The sequence below is a fragment of the Nitrospirota bacterium genome (genome assembly GCA_015233895.1).
Taxonomy (GTDB): domain Bacteria; phylum Nitrospirota; class Thermodesulfovibrionia; order Thermodesulfovibrionales; family Magnetobacteriaceae; genus Magnetomonas.
Map to the genome: position 1 here is coordinate 458,643 of JADFXG010000001.1, position 18,364 is coordinate 477,006.

Genomic DNA, 18,364 nt, shown 5'->3' on the forward strand with positions numbered 1-18,364 from the left:
CCGCCTCATGCCACAGCCTTCACGATAGTTATCCTCTCAGGTAAGCCCAAGGATTTCCTTAGCCTTGTTTTTTAATTCCCTCGGACTGAAGGGTTTTGTGACATACTCATTACAGCCGCTCTCGACGCCTTTTTCCTTGTCAAATTCCTGACCCTTAGCTGTTAGCATTATTATATATACTCCTGTGATACAAAGTACGTTCTTAACCGTGTTGCACACGTCAAAGCCGTTCATCTTTGGCATCATAACGTCAAGAAAAACAAGCTCAGGGCGCTTTTCCTTGATTATTTCAAGCGCCTCAGCGCCATTTTCCGCTGTAAGAATCTCCACTCCCTCATCCTCCAGAGTCTCGAGGGTCTGTTCGATTAACATCCGTATGTGCTGTTCATCATCTGCTATAAGTATTATCGGCATTATTACTGTCCCTCCTTTAATTTATTTCCCCGGTTCGGCGGGTCTAATCTTGTTTTCGCTACATGCCTTAAAAAATGCCTCCACAACATCAGCGTCAAACTGAGTACCAGAGCATTTTTTCACTTCGGCGAGGGCAGCTTCAAAAGGCAGCCCCTTTCTGTAAGGTCTGTCTGAGGTCATTGCATCAAAGGAGTCGGCAACGGCTATTATCCGTGCTATCAGGTCTATATCTGTGCCTTTAAGCCCATCAGGATACCCCTTGCCGTCAAAACGTTCATGGTGAGACTTAACCCCAGGTATTATGTCTCTGAGCTCTTCTATGTAAGACAGTATCTGCTGCCCGCTGGCCGGATGGGTTTTGATCTCCTCAAACTCCTCATCCGTAAGCTTAGACGTCTTACGCAGCACATTATCACTGACCCCTATCTTGCCTATGTCATGGAGGACTGAGGCAAGCTCAAGCCTCTCTCTCTCCCTGTTTGATAACATGAGGGTTTCGGCTATAGCAATGCTGTAGCTCATTACACGTTTTGTATGCCCTCCTGTGTAGGGGTCCCTCTGTTCAATGGTCTCAGCAAGTGTGTGAACTGTTTTAATAAAAGCCCCCTTAAGAGACTCATAAAGCCTTGCGTTATCAATTGCAAAGGCCGCCTGAGAAACCAAAGTGCAGAAAAACCTGAGATCATCCGCACAGTAGTTGTAAGAATCCTTTGTACTAGCAGTTACCACACCCAGGGTCTTTTCTTTTGCCTTTAACGGAGCACATATCATTGAGTTTATGTTATCTATATCCAAAACACATGCGGATTTTGAGTGGCAGTCATTTATTATCGCAGCCTTGCCGCTAAGCATAATGTCACAGATAGTTTCTGTTTTTTGCGGCAACTCAATGCCTATGTTATAGGTTGTACCATATCCTGCCGCTATCTCAAGCCTGCCACTTATTTCGTTTTTTAAAATAACAAATACGTTATCGGCTTTGATTTGTGCCAACACCTGATTTATAAGAAAGTTTGAGATCTCTTTAACATTGAATGTGTTAACTTTTTCTACAAAATCGTAGAGCATTGTGATTTCGTTGTATTTATCAAGTGTCTCCGTTGCCAGCGCTTTTCTCTCCATCTCTGTTTTTACCATGTGATGCAGTAGTGTGACAATTGTTGCACTCTTAGTTGTATCCTGCCCATAGACCCACCCTACGGTTGCATCATTAACTATTACAGGTAGCCCTGAGTGGTTGCGGTTGTCAGCACCGTATATGACAGTGTCAGTGCTGTCCGCTATGCAGACCTTTATCCCCATAGAGTCAGTAAGCGAGTCTATCAGTTTAATGGTATCTTTTTTCTGAAGAAACTTTCGCAAATTAAAAAGATCCACTTATCCTCCTCTTTCTAAACATTATACGTTATTTCCTCAATTTAATGTTATGCTGAGGGGGCAGCCTCAGCCTGTACCACAGGCAGTGTAAAAGAAAAAATGCTACCACGCCCTGGCTCACTTTCAACCCAGATCCGCCCCCGATGGTGCTCTACAATTTCTTTGCTAATGGGAAGCCCAAGACCCGACCCCTTTGGTTTATCCGTAAGAGTGTCTCCTATTTGTTTGAACTTTTCAAAAACCATCTCCTGCTCCTCTGCCGGAATGCCTATCCCGTCATCGGTTACAGATACCAATATCTCTCCATTATTGTCATCTGATGATGCTCTTATTGTTATATCACCTTCTTTGCTGAATTTCACTGCATTTGAAATCAGGTTTATCACTACCTGTAGAATCCTGTCATAATCGCCCACTGTGTCAGGCACATTTTCCTCCATCGCAACTGCAAATCTCAGAGCCTCTTTGCCGCGCAAAAGCGGCGATATTGCTCTGATTGCGTGATTTATCAATTGATATATTTTAATGGTATCCTTTTTCCAAACCATCTTACCTGCCTCCATCTTTGTAATATCTAACACATCGTTTATAAGAGCCGTAAGGCGCTCACTTTCCGATATTATAATCTCTATGTTTTCGCTGATGCGTTTTGCAGAGCGCTCCACCTTTTTACTTTCCATGTTAACATGGGGCATAACGGTCTCTTCAAAAGACTGCTTTATAATTTCTGCAAACCCCAGCACAGAGGTCAACGGAGTCCGCAACTCGTGAGAGACGTTAGAGAGAAACGCTGATTTCATCTCATCAACGGCTTTTAGTTTATCGTAAGCTGCCTGAAGCTCAGAAGTGCGTTCATTTACCTTTGCATCCAGGGACATTATGTTTTCCTTAAGTTCCCCCACCATACTGTTAAAGGCATCGGCAAGTATGCCTATTTCGTCATCACGATTAATAGTAATTGTGGCAGTTAAATCCCCTCCCTTAATGCGTAATGCCGTCTCTGCAAGCATCTTCAGAGGAGCAACCATTTTCTTTGAAAAAACATATCCTAAAAATACCAAAAATATAAGGCTTAGAAATGCAATGGCCAGAATACGGTTGCCAAGTATGCGTGAGCTGCTCTCAAGTTCATCCACATACACAGAGGAGCCGATGTACCAGTCAAACGGTTTGTAATACCTAACAAAGGCAATTTTGTCGTAAACATAGTGCCCGGGGTCATTGGGTCTGTCCCACTTATATCTTAAGCCATCGGGTTTGTCCGCAACTGCAATCAGCTCTTTATAAAGCGGTATTTTTGTCACTGGATCAAAGTATTGCTTCATATTTGTAGATTCCATGGCCTTAATAGGATGAATGGTCATATAGTATCCATTGCCTTGTGCGCCAAATATAAACACATAGCCTGTTTTTGCCAGTTTCACATCCCTAAGTATCTGGCGCAGGTTGTCAATGGCAGACATCTTCATAGAGTTCATTGCCTTTTCTATGTCATCAATGTAAACTCCGGTAGCAAGAACCCATTTACGGTCCGGCAGATTTTTATAATAGGTTAACTTATCCAGTGGTTCATCGCCGGTTTCAAGCCTTTTCCACTTATAAGTATGGTACCCCTCGCCGTACTTTAAAGCCCCTTCTACAATAGGGTACACTACTAGTTTGCCTGTAACATCGGCTAACTTTGAACAATCGGTATGCAGAACACTCTTGTCCGGGTGTGCCAGTATAAATGAATTATAATCAGTGACAAAAATGTAATCATTGTTGCCGTATTTAAAGTTACTGAGAGTTTCCAAAATCTCTTTTTCAACATTGCCCTGGGAGATAGTGCCTGCCTTAGCCTGAGCCTCCATTATGTTAATGTAACTTTCAGCCATCATGATGACGTTTTTAAGCTCTCTTTTTTTTGCAGCAAGCGCTGACTCTCTGTATGACTCCATGCTGTGGTCAATGGTATGAACTATTTCGTAAACATTGTTTAACACTGTTTTGGCGGACGATTTCTCTATTTCATAAATTGTCTCTTTTATGAAAGTTATGGAAAAAAAATAAATAGCGGCTGTAAAAGTGGCAATAACAATAACAATTGTGGAAAAATACCTTATAAATAGTTTTGATTTAAACATAATTCCCTTCCTGTTACAAGCCTCTTAACAATAAAACTACTTTAAACTCACAAGCGCACCAACAATATATCTGAGTTTGACACACACACTCGCCGATAAAACCGGTGGGTTAAGGCGAATTATTACCCTTCACACATTTGCAGGAAACTTCTGCTTTTCAGGCCCATAGAGATATATAAAATACACATTTTCCAGTCCTTTTTCAAAACGCAGGGTTTTAACCAGTTGATCCCGCTCTGAAAGCAAAGCGTCAACTATGATAATATCCGGCCTTTCGGCTTTGGCCTTTTCAATGCTGTCGGGGCCGTCTGTGGCTGAGACAACTGTGTATCCTTTTGTTTTAAGCACATCTGTCAGAGTTTTGACGTTTGACTCATCCTCATCCACAACCAGGATTTTCTTTCTTGAGGCGCCATCTGCAAGCAGTGTTTTAATGTCGGAGAAAAGGAGTTCCTTGTTAATTGGTTTTGTCAGGTAGCGATCAACGCCAAGGTGGCGGCCTCGCTCTGAGTCCTCAACAACGGATAGGATAATGATTGGCACATCGGCTGTTGCAGGGTCGCCTTTGATAACTGCGGCTACGTCAAAGCCATTCATCTCCGGCATCATAACGTCCAAAATTATCAGTTGTGGAGGCCTCTCCTTTATAATTTTTATAGCCTCCATGCCGTTTTTGGCCGTTTCTACGCTGTAGCCAACGTTTTGAAGTTCCTGAGTCAGAAGTTCACGTATGCTCTCATCATCATCAACCACCAATATGGTTTTTGACGCTGTCTCTCCGGCTACTACTCCATCTGCTATGTATGCGTGCGCTTTTGTGCCGCCATGTATTGTTTTCATCAGGGTTTCAAGGTCTGTGGAGGTGAGCCTGTATGAAGTTTCGGTTTGAACCGGAAGTGTAAAAGAAAAAGTGCTGCCCTTTCCCGGTTCGCTCTCAACCCATATTCGTCCCTGATGGTGAGTAACAATCTGTTTAGAGATGGGAAGCCCCAGTCCAGTCCCTTTTGGCTTGTCTGTGAGAGTGTCTCCGACTTGTTTAAACTTCTCAAAAACAGACTCTTTGTCTTTTGCATCAATTCCCATACCGGTATCTGTAATGCTTACCACCATCTCTGTATTCACCAGTTTGACACGGCATGTGACTGAGCCCTCTTTGGTAAACTTAACTGCGTTGGAAATAAGGTTTATGAGTACCTGAACTAGTCTGTCCGTGTCACCGGTAATTGGAGGCAAATCCGGCTGTATATCTTTTATAAACTCAAGCCCTGCTTTGGTACAGAGCGTTTGCGTGGACTGCCATGCCCTGCCGATAATATCTTCTATTCGAATTGTTTCGTATTTCCAGTCAACCTTGCCTGCCTCCATTTTTGCAATGTCAAGCACATCGTTGATAAGGCTGGTAAGACGCACACCCTCGCCTATAATTATGTTTAAGTTATCGTTAATCAATTTAATTGATTTCTCTGTTTTTTTAGAACCAGCAGGAAGAGCAGGGAAAACTTGCTCCTGCAGCCGTTCCTGAATGATTTCAGTGAAACCTAAAATGGAGGTTAGCGGAGTTCTTAACTCGTGAGAGACGGTCGAAATGAAGTCAGTTTTCATTCTGTCAACGTTTCTCTCTCTTGTAACATCCCGCACCATGATGACAACGCCGTTAGCAGCCTGAGATTGTCCCTGCGTTTCAGCTGTTGTCTGGATAACTGATGAAGATGCCTTAAGAACAGTTGAAGATGGCAACTCAATGTCTGTGGATATAACCTCCTCAGCGCTATGAGTAGAGCTTTGCATTAACAGAGCCGACATGGCAGCACCAAAAACCTCCGCTACAGACTTGCCTGTAACTTCACTGGCATCAATCCCAAAAAGCTCTGCAAGCGGTTTATTTACACGAGTAATTATGCCTCCGGCATCAGCAACCAGCAGACCATCAGCCATGTTGTTTATAACAGCGTTCAGGTAGTTAAGAGTAGCCTTAATTTTAAAATCACTCTCGGCTAACCCCCCGGCTACTTGTTCAAAACGTTCAAAAATATCTGTGAGGTCAATTGCCATAAATTGAAGAATACAGGAGAGTGCTTCAAATTCATGGCAACAAGCTAAATCAATTTTAGCGTCGTACTCATGGTCAACGAGTTTCTTTGCGTAGTCAACAAGGATATTTAAAGGCTTATCAATGAGTTTTCTAAAGAGAAGCCCTGCAACAGCTGAAGCAAGGACAAGCATGATGAGAGATAACCAGGCGCCGCCATAGAGAAAAATTACCTCCGTTGTAATGGTGAGTAATACAACTACGATAAGCAAAGCTTTTTTATAAAGTGATGACACTCTCATATTGACAAGTTTAGTGTTAAATCACTACAAATGTCAATATCCCTTTGAATATAAAATTCAAACCAGGGGGGAGAAACTGAAGTCCTCCCCCCTGATGAATTACCTTATATATGCTTCTGTTACGTATCTTCTCATCATTCTGTGGGTGTTGAAGTAGTAGGCGTTTTTGCCTATTGTGCCTTTCATAACGAAAACCCAGTTCTTTCTGGGACCGTAGTAGGTTGGAATCAGGACATTCTCAAGCTTGTCGTAAAGGTCTGCAGCATCTATGTCATTCATCTTCTCATCCGGCTCAAGCTCAGTAGGGGCAGGCCCTATTGACCAGCCCGTATAGCCCTCAATGTGGCCCTCTATCCACCAGCCGTCCAGAACACTAAAGTTAGGCACACCATTATGAGTGGCCTTCATACCACTGGTTCCTGAGGCCTCAAGCGGCCTAAGCGGGTTATTAAGCCACACATCCACGCCGGAGGTTAACAGAAGACCGAGGTCCATCTTGTAGTTTTTCACAAAACATATCTTTATCTTATCCCTGAGGTCACGCGCATAGTTAAAGATGCTCTGAATCAGCAACTTTCCAGCGTCATCCCGCGGGTGAGCCTTTCCGGCAAATATAAACTGCACCTTGCCTGCGGCTATCTTTATAAGTCTGTCAATATCGCTAAAGAGCAGATTTGCTCTCTTATAAGTGGCAAACCTTCTGGCAAACCCCAGTGTCAGCGTGTCAGTATCCATGCCGGCATTACAGGTTCTGTTAACGTAGTCTATCAGGTCCTTTTTGGCTGCCATGTGAGCGTTCCAGATCTCATCGTCGGGAATTGTCTCAACTCGAACGAAAATCTCAGGCTCATTGGCCCAGCCCGGAAGGTACTTGTCATAGACTTTCTTAAAGTGCTCGCAAGTCCACGTGTAGGAGTGGATTCCGTTTGTTATAGCGTTAATTCTGTAACCGGGGAACATGCTTTGTGAGACTTCGCCGTGTTTTTTTGCCACACCGTTTACAAAGTTACTCAGATTTAAGGCAAGCATTGTCATGTTTAAAATATCATCACCGGCAAGTGCCTTAAGGACTCTCTCCGGGAAATAATCCCCCATTACTTTGCCGTAAAGCTCATAAGTAAATCTGTCATGGCCTGCTTCAACAGGGGTATGGGTAGTAAATACACAGAGATCTTTAACCTTCTCAAAATCCCAGATGAGGGATTCATCCCATACACTCTCGATGTCCTTTTTGAACTCATGCAAGAGTTCCAGTGTGAGGAATGAGGCGTGTCCCTCGTTCATATGGTATTTTTTGACGGTAAATCCCAGCTCTCTAAGCATCCTTACGCCGCCGATTCCAAGAATTATTTCCTGTTTGATTCTGTAAGAGGTGTCACCGCCGTAAAGTTGATGGGTCAGCTCTCTGTCCTCAGGTGTGTTTTCAGGCATATCCGTGTCAAGATACAATACAGGGACTGCTCCGCCCCTTAAACTTTCCACAAAATAAATCCACGCCTGAACGTGTACATCGCGTCCCTCAATCCTTACGGTAACTTTCTCTGTCGTAAGGGTCATATATGTTGCTGGGTCCCACTGTACCGGATTGCTTATCTGATAACCGCTTGCGTCAAAATCCTGTGTAAAATACCCTTTTCTGTGCATAAGGGTAACTGCTACCACCGGCAGCTTTAAATCAGCGGTGGATTTTATCGTATCCCCCGCCAATATGCCAAGCCCTCCGCTATAGGTTGGGATATCATCCTTGAGACCTATCTCCATTGTAAAATAGGCTATCTTGGGTTCTGTTGTGTATTTTTCCAGTATGGACATGCTAACCTTTAAACCTCCTTAAAGTTATTTATCTGTTGTGACCAAGTTTTCACTATCAATTAATGATTACAGAGTGACAATATACAAAATTTCAAAGAAAAAAACAAGTGCTTTGATTAAAAACAGCAGTGTATTAAAAAAAAAATAATTTTACCTATTTACACAAATCCAGTATATGCTATATAATTGCTTGTCATAGAATGTTAGATTTGACAAGGGAGCATGATTTTATGAATAAAAAGTTTATATTTGTGATAGTGCTGTTTTTGCTTGTGACAGCGGTAGCTGGGTATTGTACGGAGCCTCTTGTCGTTTCAATAGACATAACCGGGCTCAGGAGAATTGAGGACGGGGCAGTACGCAGCAAGTTATCCCAAAAAATTAATCAGCCTTTTGAAAGGGAGAAGGTCTCAGAAGATATTCAGGCTATCTATAGGATGGGTTTTTTTGATGACGTCGCAGTTGATATGAAATTTTACGAGGGCGGACTTAAACTGATTTACAAACTTAAAGAAAAACCCACTATCGTTAAAATAGTTTTTGCCGGAAATGATGAGCTTACCGATGATAAGCTCAGAGAGAAGACGACTCTTAAAGTAGGTACAATCGCAGACAACTCATTGATAGAGGACAACACCCAAAAACTAAAGGCCTATTACAATGAAGAGGGGTATTACCTGGCACAGATAGTTCCGATAATCAAATATTCAGGGGAAAATGAGGTATCTTTAACATTTAAAATAACGGAAAATATGAAAATAAAAATCCGTAAACTTGAATTTATCGGAAATAAAGAGATTTCTACAAGAAAATTGAAAAAGGTGATTGATACTGGCACATGGGACATATTTTCTTTTTTTACCGGCAGCGGCTATCTGAAAAAAGACGTACTTAGCAATGATGTCCAAAGGATTAAGGACCTGTATCTTGATTACGGGTATCTTGACATAAGGGTAAATGACCCTAAGGTAGTAGTAGATGAAAAGAAGAGAGCTATAACAGTCGTTTTTGAGCTTTCAGAGGGGCAGCCGTTTAAGATTACCTCTCTTACGCTCACAGGAAATAAGGCATACCAGCAGGATATTCTTATGCCTCTAATTAAAATAAAACCAGGCGAGTTCTTTAGTAAAAGTAAACTAACTAAAGACATGAATGCAGTATCCGATTACTACACAGAGCATGGTTATGCCTCAGCAGGCATAACGCCTCAGGTTATGCCAAACGAAACTGAACATACTGTCAATGTAGCACTGAACATTGAGGAAGGCAAACTTTATCATATAGGAAGGATTGATATTTCAGGCAATACAAAGACCCGTGATAAAGTAATAAGGCGTGAGGTGACCATTAACGAGGGTGACTTGTACGACAGTGCTAAACTCAAAAGAAGCCAACAGAACATTAACAACCTTGACTTTTTTGAAAAAGTGGATCTCACTCCGAAACCGGAGCCGGATAACGATACAGCTAATGTGGATATAAAAGTAAAAGATAAAATGACAGGTTTTATAAATTTAGGAGGCGGCTATAGCTCCATAGATCATCTTATTGCTATGGTTCAGGTGACCCAGACAAACCTCTTTGGCACTGGTAATTCGCTTAAGGTCAGCACCCAGATTGGAGGATTATCTTCTCTCTATGAGATAACTTATAAAAATCCATGGTTTTTAGAAAAACCGATATCATTTATGTCAAGTATTTATAGAACTGACAGGGTATATTCAACTTTTGAAAGAAACGCTACAGGTTTAACTTTCGGTTTTGGCAAAAGATTTGCTGACTACTACTCGGCAGGGCTTTTCTACAAATTAGAAAAGGTCAACGTTTATAATGTAAGCGATACGGCCAGTCCATTAGTAATAGATCAGGAGGGTTATTCCACAACTGGCAGCCTGACGCCTTCAATAGCCAGAGATACAAGGGATAACTATATAGATCCGACCACAGGCTCGCTAAACAGCGTTTATGTTACCGGTGCCGGGCTTCTGGGCTCAAACAGGTTTTTAAAAGCTGGCATTGAATCGCTATGGTTTTTCCCCTTCATAGGCCAGACTACGTTTTCAACAAGATTGCGTTACGGCTATGGTACCGGAATGTTTGGCATGCCTCTTCCTATCTATGAGCGCTTTTTTGTTGGCGGTATCAGCACCATAAGGGGCGTTGCCTTTGGAGATGCCGGACCAAAGGATGCAAACAACCAATACCTTGGCGGTACAAGCCAGATATTAAATAACAATGAAATAATTTTCCCGATTTTACCTGAGCTTAAAATTAAAGGGGTTTACTTTGTAGATATTGGTACGGCGATGGATAGCTCTGTCACTATGCGTGACGTGAAATACACAACGGGTTTGGGAGTAAGGTGGATATCCCCATTTGGTCCGATACGTGTGGAGTATGGCTATAACCTGAGAAGGACTGGGGATGAGGCCCCAGGCAGAGTGGAGTTTTCTGTAGGAAGTTTCTTTTAGCATGGAAATATTATCAAATACAGCTTAAAAAAAATACCTTAGGAGGGTAGTAATGAAGAAAGTTATGTTGTTGTTGACGGTGGCGTCAATGTGTGCGGTTTTTGCCTCAGGTAGTGTCTTTGCTGCAGAGCACACAAAGATCGGGTTTGTTGATATTCAGAAGGTGTTTATGGAGTCAGAGCAGGGCAAAAAAGCGAAAGAGACCCTTGATTCGTTTGTTAAGAGCCATCAGGTAAAAATAGACGAAAAAGAAAAAGCAATTGAAAAAGCCAAAGAGGAATATGACAAGAAATCCAGCGTGATGTCTGAGGATGCAAAGAAGAAAAAACAAGAAGAACTCGCATCTATGTTAAGAGAGTATAAAAGATTTGCAGCAGAGTCACAGGAGGAGGTAAGAAAGAAAGAGCAGGAAATAACCAAAGACATTTTTAAAGCCGTAAAAGAACTTGTTGTTGCTACCGGCAAGGAAGAGGGTTACGCTGCAGTACTGGACAACTCGATGGTCGTTTACTCCGATGATAAAGCCGATATTACAGATAAGATTATAAAGAAACTAAACGAAAAGAAAAAGTAGCCCCGCAGTTTATTTATATATATCTCATATGAGACTAAATGATATAGCCCGCATAACCGGCGGGCTTGTAATAGGTGACGGGGAGTTTGAAATATCCGGAGCAGCTGGTATTGATGAGGCAGGCCAGGGTTATATAACTTACATAAACCATAAAAGTTATATAGAGAAACTCAGGACATCTGATGTTTCAGCAGTGTTGGTCAGGGAGGAAATACCAGACCTTGCTAAGGCTCAGGTGGTAGTAAAAAATCCTGCACTTAGTTTTGCAAAACTTCTGGGGGTTTTCTATGTAAGTCCACATGAAGTAAAAGGGGTGATGAATGGAGCCTTCGTTTCAGACAATGCCTCTATAGGCAAGCAAGTGACGATTTATCCTTCATCATTTATCGGTGCTCAGGCAGTCATAGGTAATCGAAGTGTAGTGTATCCAGGCGTCTTTATTGGTGAGGGTACTACAATTGGGGAGGACTGCCTAATCTACCCTAACGTAACAATTCGGGAGAGAGTCACAATAGGCAACCGTGTGATTATCCACCCTGGAGTTGTAGTAGGCTCAGACGGCTTTGGCTATGAGCAAGACAACGGCATACACGTGAAAGTGCCGCATGTCGGCACTGTCACAATAGGAAACGATGTCGAAATTGGTGCAAACTCTACTATAGACAGGGCAACCACAGGAGAGACGGTAATAGGCGATGGCACTAAAATAGACAACCTTGTACAGATAGCCCATAATGTTAAAATAGGCAGGAATTCTATAATCGTAGCACAGGTTGGAATAGGCGGAAGCACGGCCATAGGCGACTATGTTATGCTTGGCGGTCAGGTTGGAGTGGCAGATCACACTGAAATTTCCTCCGGCACAATGGTAGCTGCCCAGTCCGGTGTAAAAGGAGTACTGCCAAAAGGCATGTACATGGGCTCGCCGTGTTTTTCCCATAGCCGGTATAAGAGATCACATATTATTTTTACAAAATTGCCTGAGATATATGAAAAAATACAGGAACTCGAGAAAAAACTAAATGCTATGTCATAAAAAAAGCTGAAGCCGCTACAGTGTAACAAGCAGCCAAAATCTTATTAAAAACAGCAGGAGGGCACTAAATTGATAGATATATCCGGAGTGCTTAAAACATTACCACACAGGTATCCGTTTCTTATGGTTGACAGGGTGGATGAGATTATAGCAGATGAGAGTGCACGCGGAGTGAAAAATGTAACGATAAATGAGCCTTTTTTTCAGGGGCATTTTCCTGATAACCCTGTAATGCCGGGAGTGATGATTATCGAGGCTCTGGCACAGGTATCAGGCATTTTGGCCTTCAAATCCGGCGTCAAAGGAAACACCGTGTATTTTATGAGTATAGAGAAAGCAAAATTCAGAAAACCTGTAGTGCCCGGCAACACTTTGATACTGGATGTAAAAGTGACACAAAAAAGGGGTAACGTCTGGCGGTTTACCGGCAAAGCCTCAGTGGATGGCACTGTGGTGTCAGAGGCTGAGTTTACTGCTATGGTTGTTGAGAAGGAAGCATAATCATGGAACCAGATATTCATCCTACTGCAATTGTGGGGCAAAACGCTAAACTCAGCGAGGATACGGTAATTGGCCCGTTTTGCATAATAGGAGATGACGTTTCAATAGGCAGAGGCACAAAGCTAATGTCAAACATAGTCTTAGACGGTGTTGTTGAGATTGGTGAGGATTGCCAGATTTATCCTTTTACAAGCATAGGACTTCCTCCCCAGGACTTAAAATACGATGGCAGACCAACTAAAATCAAGATAGGTAACAAAAACATAATACGTGAATACACAACAATTCACAGAGCCTCAGTAGGCGGAGACGGAGTAACAGAGATAGGAAATAAAAACTTCATAATGGCCTACGTTCATATAGCACATGACTGCAAACTGGGGCACTCGATAGTGATGGCAAATGCTGCAACACTGGCCGGACATGTGACAGTGGGTGATCATGCAGTGTTTGGCGGCATTGTGGCAGTGCATCAGTTTACACGTGTTGGGGCGTATGCGATGGTAGGGGGCTTTAGCGGGATAGGGCAGGACATCCCACCCTTTATGATGGCCTCAGGGCCTAGGGCACGGTTGTATGGGCCAAATGTCATAGGGTTAAAACGCCATGGTTTTACTGATGATAGGATTCAAAATCTGAAAAGAGCCTATAAAGTGCTTTTCAGAGACAAGCTTACTCTTAAAGAGGCACTTGATAAGGTTGAGAGTGAACTAGGCCATATTGAGGATATTAAAATGTTGACAGAGTTTATATCAAAAAATACAAGAGGAATTTGCAGGTAAATAAGATGGCAGGCAAACTATTAGGTTTAATTGCAGGTAAAGGGGATTTACCCCGTGCAATAGCAGAGGGGGCAAGGGCTAAGGGCTATGAGGTGTTTGCCATAGGGCTTCAGCCACTTGTGGATGATTCCTTAGGTAACTATGTAGATCACTATAAGCCGGTTAGTGTTGGAAAGCTGGGGACAATAATAGATACGTTAAAAAAGTCCGGGGCAAAAGAGGCGGTCATGGCGGGCAAAGTGCCTAAGTCGCTTCTTTACGAGGGGAAAATAAAGCCTGATCTGAAGGCAGTGACTTTTCTTGTTAAGTTAAAAGACCGTAGTGATGATTCGATACTGCTTGCCTTAGTAACGGAGTTTGCCAAAGAGGGCATCAGGATGCTTGATGTTACGGAATTCACATCGGAGCTTTTAGCTCCAAAAGCTTTGTTGACTGAAAAAAAACTGATTGAATCAGAAAAGAAAGACATAGAATTTGGTTTTGCTATAGCAAAGGAGTTGGGCAGACTGGATATAGGGCAGACTGTTATTGTAAAAAACCTTGCAATAATGGCTGTGGAGGCTATAGAGGGGACAGACAGCGCAATCGTGCGCGGAGGAACGTTGGCCGGGCCGGGAGCAGTGGTTGTAAAGGTAAGCAAACCAAACCAGGACAGGAGATTTGATTATCCGGCCTGCGGCCTTAACACGATACGGGCAATGCTCGAGGTCAAAGCCCGCGTATTAGCTCTTGAAGCTGAGCACACTTTGATAATTCAAAAAGAAGAAATGTTACAGGCAGCTAATGCTGCCGGTATTTCCGTAATTGGAGTTTAAATTAAGTAGTGTTTTAGGGTATTACCATTGATTTAGGTAATGAATTTTAGATTTGAATAAAAACTTCATTTGCTTTTTAAATTTCTGGTTACAGTGATGTTTCCCCAGGCAGTTAGACAAAATCGTAAGAATAATTATAATATTACTTATGCAAACCTTTGAGACAGATTTAGACTTAACTGAAATTATCAATGGAGAGGAAATCATGGGGCCTAGTCCATTCTTTAAACATCAGGATATTGTCGGCAATCTATATGAAATTATACGCCACCACGTAAAGACTAATAAATTGGGTAAGGTTCTTTTATCACCACTTGACATAATCCTTGAAGAAGGTGTTAACAGGCTACAACCCGATATACTGTTTATCAGGAAAGAAAACATGAGTATTGCACAGGACTGGATAAGAGGCGTACCGGATATGGTTTGTGAAATAATATCTTCAGGCAGTTATGAGATGGATACAGCGGTAAAGAAGGCTGTCTATGAAAAATACAGGGTGCCGGAGTACTGGATAGTTATGCCGGAGCCACAAACGATTGAAATATTAACCATCGTAGGCGATAAGTATAAATTACACTCTATTGCAGCATTTGAGGGTACTGTCACATCTAAAGTCATAGAAGGACTTCAAGTTAAGATCAATGATATATTCGAGTAACCTCTCTAAATAATCTATATGACATGAAAAACAATTAATGAACATACTTTTGTAAAATCTTAAAGGCGCAGAGATATTGAACCAGGACTAGTTAATATGGTATATTTCCATGCAAAGATGCTGGTTTAAATACAACGGGGATTAGGGCTTATAATTAGCGGGGGAGGCAAACTAATATGAAACCACTAAGATACATATCGTTAATGCTTATATTTATGTTATTTTCGGCAGACATATCAAACGCAGAAAGCAGGGCGGCAGTTATAAAAAAGAAGCCGGGTGCTTCAACCGCAAAGATAGCTTTGGTAATAGGTAATTGCAACTATAAAGATAATCCGTTAAGTAACCCGGCAAACGATGCAGCACTGATGTCAAAGGTACTCACAGAACTTGGTTTTAAAGTAACAAAGAAAATAAATGCTACCCAGAAAGAAATGAAAAAAGCGATAGATGATTTTGGAGAAGAAATAATAGGTGCAGAAGTAGCGTTATTTTACTTTGCCGGTCATGGCGCACAGGTAAATGGGAATAACTATCTACTGCCGATAGGTGCAGATATTAAGGTAGAAAACGATATAGAATATGAATCAATAGATGCCGGCAGGGTAATAGGTAAAATGGACAATGCTAAGGCTAAGTTTAAATTAGTGGTGCTTGATGCTTGTAGAAACAATCCGTTTGCAAGGAGTTTTAGAAGCGATAAAAGAGGCTTAGCAGTAATGAATGCGCCGACAGGTACATTGATAGCGTATGCTACAGCGCCGGGGAGCACAGCAGAAGACGGGACAGGGAGTAATAATGGTGTTTACACGGCAGAATTGGCTAAGAACATAAAAAAATCCGGATTAAAATAGAGGATGTATTTAAGAAAACAAGAGAAGGAGTGATGGGTAATACAAACAATAGACAAACTCCGTGGGAATCATCATCGTTAATAGGAGATTTTTACTTTTCTGGTGAAGGAGTGGTATCTGCAAAAAATCAAACACCGCAAGTAACTGAACCAACTGGTAACAGCAAGGTTGACGAGGCGGAACAACAGTTATCCTCTGAGAGACAAAGAGTTCAAGAGGAAAAAAATCAGTTGGATGAAGAACGTAGGAAATTGGAGCAAGAGAAAAAGCGGAAAGAGGCGGAAGAACAATCACAAGCGTTGGAACAGGAGAAAAATTGGCTAAAAGCAGAACGAGAGAAATTAGAAGAGGAACGTTTGGCGATGGCAAATCGCCCGAAGCAAGAGAGTGGTACAACAGGCGGCGCTTCGTATACAGATACAGTGACAGGGATGGAGTTTGTGAAGTTACCGAACGGTATATATATGGGGAAATATGCAGTAACAAACGCGCAGTTTAGGAAGTTTAAACCTAGTCATGACAGTAAAGACTATAAGGGTAATTCATTGAATGGAGATAATCAACCAGTAGTGAATGTATCGGCTAATGATGCAGATGACTTTGTGAGATGGTTGTCGGGTAAAACAGGAAAGAAATATAGTTTACCAACGGAAGAGGAATTCGAGAGTGCCTGTAAGGCTGGTACCGGCAAAGATACGTATTGGGACAAAGAAGAGGATGCGTGTCGTTATGCTAATGTTCATGATAAAACTGCTAAAAGAGCATTTAATTTCGATTGGTCATCTTTTAATTGTGATGATGGATATGCGGTAACATCGCCGGTAGGTAGTTTTAAAGCGAACAATTATGGGTTGTATGATATGTTGGGAAATGTGTGGCAGTGGACGAGTAGTGTTAGTGACGAGAACCGTGTTTTTCGTGGTGGTAGCTGCCAGGTCATACCGCAGAATTTGCGATGTTCCAATAGGAACTACAGCACCCCCGGCAGCAAGGGTAACGTCGTAGGGTTTCGCCTCAAGTATGTTAAATAACCTTTTGGATTTTTACCTTAAAAGAGTGTTTCTTTTCCATATAGACAAAATCATAAGGATAGTGATAAGATAACGTATGCAAACCATCGAAACAGATTTAGACTTAACTGAAATCATCAACGGAGTGGAAATAATGGGGCCTAGTCCATTTGACAAACATCAGGATATTGTCGGCAATCTATACGATATTATACGCCAACACGTAAGGACTAATAAGCTAGGTAAAGTTTATTTATCACCCCTTGACGTAATCTTTGAGGAAGGAATTAACCGGGTTCAGCCTGACATATTGTTTATCAGAAAAGAGAATATGCCTATTGTACAGGGGTGGGTACGGGGTGTTCCAGACATGGTTTGTGAAATTGTTTCTCCATGGAGTTACGAAAGGGATACATTGATTAAGAGAGATATCTATGAAAGATATAGAGTGCCGGAATACTGGATAGTCCTGCCTGAGTTTATGAGTGTCCAGATTTTAACAATTGAAAATGAGAAATATAAATTACATTCCGTTGCAGCAATTGAGGGCACAGTTACGTCTAAAGTCATAGAAGGACTTCAAGTTGATATCAAAGACATATTCGAGTAAAATAACCTTGACCGCTGATTTACTAAGATATATTCTGATCTTTAATTTAAATGATTACATGAATACTATGATCAGAAATATTGAAATTAAGGGAAAAATTATTGGATGCGCAATGCAAGTTTACAGTTTAAAAGAGTGATGAAATCCTTTAAAAAGAGAGTGTTCAAAAAACTGTGTCATGAACTCTAAGTAGAGAGCATATTTTGAAAATTGTATTTTCAGAAACTGCATAACAGAAATATAATATCAGTTATGAAAAAAGAAAGGAGGGATGACACGATGAGTAAGAGAGAAACAAAGATTTGAAGGAGTTCGATTTTGCATCATTTCAGCAAGAGGCAATCAAGCAGTTAAAATCCGGCAAGCCTTAAAGTGGTAAAGAGGGAGTAATAACGCCGCTAATAAAACGGATTCTTGAGGCGGCGTTGGAAGGTGAGTTAGAAAACCACTTGAGTGATGAAAGAGAATCAGGCGGGAGAAACAGGAAAAACGGGTCAACATGCAAAACAGTGAAGACAGATCAAATAGCGTTTGAATTGGAGACTCCGAGGGATCGCAATAGTAGTTTTGAGCCTGAGATAGTGAAAAAGAGGCAGACCTATCCTGGTGACGCACTGGAGAGCAAAATCATATCCCTGTACGGTTTTGGGATGAGTTATAACGATATATCCAAGCATATAGAGGAACTTTATGGGATAGAGGTATCCCCAGCGAGTTTAAGTTCAATAACCGACAAAATAATCCCTGTAATAAAAGAGTGGCAAAGCAGAGCGCTTGAGGGAGTATATCCATTTGTCTGGATGGATGCAATTCATTATAAAGTAAGGGAGGACGGCCGAGTATGTCAAAAGGCTGCATATACGCTTCTTGGCATAAATCAGCGTGGATTAAAAGAAGCACTCGGTATCTATATATCCGAAAGCGAAGGAGCTAACTTCTGGCTTCAGGTGCTAAGTGATTTATCCAACAGGGGCGTAAAGGATATTTTGA

At 41.8% G+C, this 18,364-nt stretch carries 16 protein-coding genes; 11 read left to right on the forward strand and 5 right to left on the reverse strand.

Going from position 1 to position 18,364, the window contains the following annotated elements:
* Positions 1-36: 36 nt before the first annotated feature.
* The 5 genes from HQK88_02045 to glgP form a co-directional block, all read right to left on the reverse strand.
* Complete coding sequence (locus HQK88_02045; GenBank protein ID MBF0615579.1) at positions 37-417, reverse strand: response regulator; 381 nt, start codon at positions 415-417, stop codon at positions 37-39.
* An 18-nt stretch (positions 418-435) separates the two neighbouring features.
* The gene (locus HQK88_02050; GenBank protein MBF0615580.1) at positions 436-1,791 is read right to left on the reverse strand and encodes an HD domain-containing protein; all 1,356 of its coding nucleotides are present in this window, start codon (positions 1,789-1,791) and stop codon (positions 436-438) included.
* A 47-nt stretch (positions 1,792-1,838) separates the two neighbouring features.
* Positions 1,839-3,917 carry a cache domain-containing protein gene (locus HQK88_02055; GenBank protein MBF0615581.1) on the reverse strand — a complete coding sequence of 693 codons (2,079 nt, stop codon included), beginning with the start codon at positions 3,915-3,917 and terminating at the stop codon, positions 1,839-1,841.
* A 129-nt stretch (positions 3,918-4,046) separates the two neighbouring features.
* Positions 4,047-6,242 (reverse strand): response regulator, encoded by a 2,196-nt coding sequence (locus HQK88_02060; GenBank protein ID MBF0615582.1) that lies wholly within the window; start codon positions 6,240-6,242, stop codon positions 4,047-4,049.
* 105 nt (positions 6,243-6,347) lie between these two features.
* Entirely contained in the window at positions 6,348-8,060 is a 1,713-nt protein-coding gene (gene glgP, locus HQK88_02065; protein ID MBF0615583.1) for an alpha-glucan family phosphorylase, read from the reverse strand.
* A 230-nt stretch (positions 8,061-8,290) separates the two neighbouring features.
* On the opposite strand from glgP, the gene bamA reads away from it, so the two are divergent.
* The 11 genes from bamA to HQK88_02120 form a co-directional block, all read left to right on the forward strand.
* Positions 8,291-10,531, forward strand: a complete 2,241-nt coding sequence (bamA, locus tag HQK88_02070; protein MBF0615584.1) for an outer membrane protein assembly factor BamA — start codon at positions 8,291-8,293, stop codon at positions 10,529-10,531.
* 52 nt (positions 10,532-10,583) lie between these two features.
* Entirely contained in the window at positions 10,584-11,105 is a 522-nt protein-coding gene (locus HQK88_02075) for an OmpH family outer membrane protein (protein MBF0615585.1), read from the forward strand.
* A 28-nt stretch (positions 11,106-11,133) separates the two neighbouring features.
* The gene (gene lpxD, locus HQK88_02080; GenBank protein ID MBF0615586.1) at positions 11,134-12,141 is read left to right on the forward strand and encodes a UDP-3-O-(3-hydroxymyristoyl)glucosamine N-acyltransferase; all 1,008 of its coding nucleotides are present in this window, start codon (positions 11,134-11,136) and stop codon (positions 12,139-12,141) included.
* Positions 12,142-12,210: 69 nt separating this feature from the next.
* A complete protein-coding gene (gene fabZ / locus HQK88_02085) occupies positions 12,211-12,642 on the forward strand; it encodes a 3-hydroxyacyl-ACP dehydratase FabZ (protein ID MBF0615587.1) in 432 nt (143 codons plus the stop codon).
* 2 nt (positions 12,643-12,644) lie between these two features.
* Positions 12,645-13,424 carry an acyl-ACP--UDP-N-acetylglucosamine O-acyltransferase gene (gene lpxA / locus HQK88_02090; protein MBF0615588.1) on the forward strand — a complete coding sequence of 260 codons (780 nt, stop codon included), beginning with the start codon at positions 12,645-12,647 and terminating at the stop codon, positions 13,422-13,424.
* A gap of 5 nt (positions 13,425-13,429) precedes the next feature.
* Complete coding sequence (lpxI, locus tag HQK88_02095) at positions 13,430-14,239, forward strand: UDP-2,3-diacylglucosamine diphosphatase LpxI (GenBank protein MBF0615589.1); 810 nt, start codon at positions 13,430-13,432, stop codon at positions 14,237-14,239.
* Between the two features lie 148 nt (positions 14,240-14,387).
* Complete coding sequence (locus HQK88_02100; protein ID MBF0615590.1) at positions 14,388-14,900, forward strand: Uma2 family endonuclease; 513 nt, start codon at positions 14,388-14,390, stop codon at positions 14,898-14,900.
* Between the two features lie 176 nt (positions 14,901-15,076).
* On the forward strand, positions 15,077-15,754 hold the full coding sequence (locus HQK88_02105; GenBank protein MBF0615591.1) for a caspase family protein: 678 nt from the start codon (positions 15,077-15,079) through the stop codon (positions 15,752-15,754).
* Positions 15,755-15,786: 32 nt separating this feature from the next.
* A complete protein-coding gene (locus HQK88_02110; protein MBF0615592.1) occupies positions 15,787-16,785 on the forward strand; it encodes an SUMF1/EgtB/PvdO family nonheme iron enzyme in 999 nt (332 codons plus the stop codon).
* 76 nt (positions 16,786-16,861) lie between these two features.
* Complete coding sequence (locus HQK88_02115) at positions 16,862-17,374, forward strand: Uma2 family endonuclease (GenBank protein MBF0615593.1); 513 nt, start codon at positions 16,862-16,864, stop codon at positions 17,372-17,374.
* A gap of 389 nt (positions 17,375-17,763) precedes the next feature.
* Positions 17,764-18,364 (forward strand): transposase (locus HQK88_02120; GenBank protein MBF0615594.1); only part of this gene is annotated, 601 nt, incomplete at its 3' end.

Excerpts from the sequence above, each read along its gene's own strand:
- HQK88_02055 (MBF0615581.1), bottom strand. The coding sequence starts at position 3,917 with ATGTTTAAATCAAAACTATTTATAAGGTATTTTTCCACAATTGTTATT.
- glgP (MBF0615583.1), bottom strand. The coding sequence starts at position 8,060 with ATGTCCATACTGGAAAAATACACAACAGAACCCAAGATAGCCTATTTT.
- bamA (MBF0615584.1), top strand. The coding sequence starts at position 8,291 with ATGAATAAAAAGTTTATATTTGTGATAGTGCTGTTTTTGCTTGTGACA.
- HQK88_02075 (MBF0615585.1), top strand. The coding sequence starts at position 10,584 with ATGAAGAAAGTTATGTTGTTGTTGACGGTGGCGTCAATGTGTGCGGTT.
- lpxD (MBF0615586.1), top strand. The coding sequence starts at position 11,134 with ATGAGACTAAATGATATAGCCCGCATAACCGGCGGGCTTGTAATAGGT.
- lpxA (MBF0615588.1), top strand. The coding sequence starts at position 12,645 with ATGGAACCAGATATTCATCCTACTGCAATTGTGGGGCAAAACGCTAAA.
- lpxI (MBF0615589.1), top strand. The coding sequence starts at position 13,430 with ATGGCAGGCAAACTATTAGGTTTAATTGCAGGTAAAGGGGATTTACCC.
- HQK88_02100 (MBF0615590.1), top strand. The coding sequence starts at position 14,388 with ATGCAAACCTTTGAGACAGATTTAGACTTAACTGAAATTATCAATGGA.
- HQK88_02105 (MBF0615591.1), top strand. The coding sequence starts at position 15,077 with ATGAAACCACTAAGATACATATCGTTAATGCTTATATTTATGTTATTT.
- HQK88_02110 (MBF0615592.1), top strand. The coding sequence starts at position 15,787 with ATGGGTAATACAAACAATAGACAAACTCCGTGGGAATCATCATCGTTA.
- HQK88_02115 (MBF0615593.1), top strand. The coding sequence starts at position 16,862 with ATGCAAACCATCGAAACAGATTTAGACTTAACTGAAATCATCAACGGA.